A 3,816-nucleotide genomic window follows, 5' to 3' on the forward strand; every position below is an offset into this window, starting at 1 on the left:
GTTACCGCTACGGCTAACCCGGGAGGAGAGAGAAGCAAGCACCATTGACGCACCATTGTTTTGACTCCTAGTTTTTCGTTTATACTATCCTGCGAAAACACTCTTCGGAAACGGCATTTACTTTTGTGCCGTTTCCTGCAAACCGTAACTCCCGCTCCTTTAAAACTTAAAAGAGCCTTTGGGGATTCTATCATCATTCTGGGGCATGGTTTGCGAATCTGAATCCATCGGTGTTTTTTGCTGCTGCTTCTCCAGGGGGTTTTGAATGAGGTAAAAGCATTGGTTATATGCCGTACCTGGGTTGAGCGTCCAATCGCCCCGGTAGGGAGTGACCCGGAATTCGTCAGCGGATTTGACCACAATGTTGTATTGTCCGGGTTTGAGGGTGTAGCGTCCCACTGGACCGCGTGCGGGACAAGATTCGGGACCTTTTCCAATATATTTCTTGCAGTCGAAACAGGGTTCTATTTCTTCGATGATGGTTTCGGATCCACTGAAAATTAACTGCATTTTTGTGGGGGAATCGTTCTGAATTTCTAGGACGGCATAACTGCTATCTGTATAGCCGATTTGTTGAGGTTGCAGAAGGGTTGCTGCGCCCTGTTGTTTGGCTTCTGCGATGATGGAGTGGGCTAATTTTTCTTTGGTTTTTGGGGCAAGTTCGTGTTTGGGATAGGCGTTGAGAAATTGTCCGTAGATGACTGCTGCCTGACTGTATTTTTCTTGGGTTTCGTACAATTTGCCGCAACTTTGGTACAATGGCGGTAAGTGGTTGGAGCCGATCGCAAGCAGTTGATTTCGCCGAAAAGACTCTAACTGCGCGCAGAGTTTTGGATTGGTGAGTTTGGCACTGTCGGTTTCTGTGAATAGGTTGGCGGCGTTTTTTTGGATTGCGGAGCGCAATGCAGTATGGGGAGAGAAGGCCAATAACTTATTATAAGCAATCAGGCTGCGAGTTGCCTGCCCGGATTCCTGTCGGGCGATCGCTTTTTGGAAGGCTTTGCATTGGCGTTTTTTCGATTGAGCGCTACGCCCTAAGTTCTGGAAATCCGTCGGAAACCAGCGAGCGCTCACTCGCTCGAATTCAGCGATCGCTGCTTGGCAATTTCCACTTTTATACGCCCGATCGCCGCGCTGGTAATCCTTGTAACTCAGATATCCGCGCACGTAACTCCAGGTCAAAATGCTGGCTAAAAGCACGGCAACATAATACCAAATCCAAAAGGAAGAAGGAGAGGGTTGGGGAGAAGGTCTGCGAGAGCGAAAGACTTGGGACATGGGTAACTCCTATGGTAATTTACAGTGCTATTAAGGACAGAACAAACAACAAATTTGGATAAGGATTTGGGTGATTGGAAAAGGCGATCGCCTGCGGGGAGTTGCGTCAGGGAGTGTGCATTGCGCCGCGCGTGCGATCGCGGGCCTCCCCATCCCATCCCTCAACAGAGTGACTCGCGCCTTTGTTTCTCACAGTAAGAGCCAATTCACTTTGTTAGCATGGCGTCAGGCAAGACCAAGGTGCGAGCAGCTTGGGGGAAACTTTGGGGTGGGAATCAATTCGATCGCGTTAGTTCCAGTTCCCTCTGCAGTTGGTTGTAGAAGTCGTAATAATGTTGATAACCCGCGAGGTAAGACTGACGCTGTTCGCCGTCTACGGGGCTAAGTTCTTCGAGAATGGCAATGGCGGCTTCAACGCTACCCAAAGCCTCTGTGAGATTCCCGAAACTGCGTTGGGCGATCGCAAGACCCAACAAGGCAGCGGCTTCCTGTTGTTTATCTCCCTCTTCCCGAAAGATAACCAGGGATTGGTTGAAGTAGTCTAGGGAGGTTTGCTTGTTTCCCATCATCCAGGAAACTACGCCCATCATAGTGAGTATCTTGGCTTCCCCTGTTTTATACCCTAGCTGCCGATAGATAACCAAGCATTGGTTGTAGTAGTCCAGGGAGGTTTGGAAGTTCCCTAACTCGTAGTAAGCTAGGGCAGCATCCCTGAGGGCGATGGATTCCCCTATAATATCGCCTGCTTCTCGCAACAAGGGTAAAGCGCGATTGTAGTAGTCCCGGGCGGTTTGCCACGCTTCCCGACCTTTGTAAATATAGCCAATCCAAACCAGCGATCGCCCTTGTTGGCGGGTGTTCCCTGCTTCTTGATACCGGGCGATCGCTTCTTCAAACTTGGCGATCGCCGCCGTTGCCGATTCTGGGGTTCCTTCCCGAAACAGTTTCTCTGCCTGTTCGTATAAGCGATCGCCGTCTGGGGTGTTATTCTCGGCGGCGATCGGGTTTGGGCGATCGGCTACCGGGGTTTCCTGCGGTTCTAAAGCAGAGGAAACCGCTTGAATGGCGCTGCGGACGATTGCTTCTTGTTCTTCGTTGTCGAGTTCTTGAAATAACGCCAGAGATTGGTTATAATACTCTAGAGCCGTTTCCAACTCCTCTAGAGTTCGATAAGCCGCGCCGATATATTTCAGGAGATACGCTTGGGAAGCTCCCTCGTCCAGTTCGCGGAAAATAGGCAACGATTGGCTATAGTAGTCTAGCGCCTTTTGGTGCTCTCCCCGAACGTGGTAAATTAAGCCAATATTCCTCAAATTCTGGGCTTCGAGTTGGCGATATCCGGTGTTGCGGGCGAGTGACAAGGATTGTTGGTAGGAGTCCATCGCCGCCTCCCATTCAGCTTGAACGTAGTAAACGTGGCCCATCTCCCGGAGAACGATCGCTTGCTGTTCTTCTTCACCCAATTCTCGCGCTTGTGATAGGGCGATATCGTAGTAGTACAGGGCGCGGGGATAGTTGTTTAGGTCGGAGTGCATATGAGCGATCCAAACTAGGACGCGAGTTTCCTGGGTGCGATCGCCGACAATGCGGTAGAATTCTAGGGCCGCTTCAAATTTCGGGATTGACTCCAACCAAGCTTCTGTGGTATAGCGATCGTGCAGTTCTATTCCTTCACTAAATGCCTTGTGAGCAAAGATGCCAATCATCTGGCGAAGGGCAGCTTCCCAGTCCGGATCCTCCACTTGCCGCGCTCCAAATAGGGATTGGCGCAAGTAGCTGAGGGATTGGGGCAAATCGCCTAATTCGTAGTACATGTGACCCATTCCCAGCAGGGTGACGGTTTCCAATTTGCGATCGCCGGTTTGCCGCAAGAGGGAGAGGGATTGCTGATAGGAATCTAACGCCAGTTGCGGGTTGCCTCGCGCTTGGTGTACCAAAGCTAACTGATGCAGGATTCGCGCTGCTTGTTGGCGATCGCCGGCTTCGCGATACAGTTTCAGCGCTTCCTCGAACTTGACCAGGGCTTGTTGTAAGGATTTGGGGGTTTTTCGTTCGTAAAGTTGTATCCCTTCTTGCCACAAGCGATCGGCTTCAGTGCCTTCTACTTGAGCGATGGAACTGCGATCGCTCTCCACCGATGCCGATAGTAACGAGTCCATGTCCCGCGCAGAAAACGCCGCCACCGAACTCGACCACAGTAACAAAATTACCGATACAGCTAAACTGTTTCGAGACAGAAGAAACACCCAGTAACTCACCATGATTTTGACTCCTTTTTTAGTTAAATTCTATAAAATAAAGCGGGGCGATTGAAATCGCGGCTACACAGGCGATATGCGATTGTAATCGCCGTCTCCATCCGCTATCAACACCCAGTTTCCAAGGAGGCGATCGCCTTGATTCAGACCCCTGACCCAAGGGAAAAACTGTCATTATTTCCACTCCCCCTGCAACGTAAACCCCGCCCAAAAATAGGGCGATTTCCACTCCTCACGTTGCCACATCTCCAACTGCGCCTCCCGCAACGCTTCCGCCGGG

The 3,816-nt window shown here is 50.8% G+C and carries 3 protein-coding genes; all 3 read right to left on the minus strand.

Annotated features, from left to right (window positions below):
- Positions 1–159: 159 nt before the first annotated feature.
- The gene (locus AC0QH1_RS01900) at positions 160–1,278 is read right to left on the minus strand and encodes a hypothetical protein (protein WP_324629077.1); all 1,119 of its coding nucleotides are present in this window, start codon (positions 1,276–1,278) and stop codon (positions 160–162) included.
- Positions 1,279–1,553: 275 nt separating this feature from the next.
- Complete coding sequence (locus AC0QH1_RS01905; RefSeq protein WP_324629078.1) at positions 1,554–3,539, minus strand: tetratricopeptide repeat protein; 1,986 nt, start codon at positions 3,537–3,539, stop codon at positions 1,554–1,556.
- A 171-nt stretch (positions 3,540–3,710) separates the two neighbouring features.
- A partial coding sequence (locus AC0QH1_RS01910) for a CHAT domain-containing protein (protein ID WP_442957264.1) occupies positions 3,711–3,816 on the minus strand: 106 nt, incomplete at its 5' end.

The organism is Phormidium sp. CCY1219 (assembly GCF_055795085.1).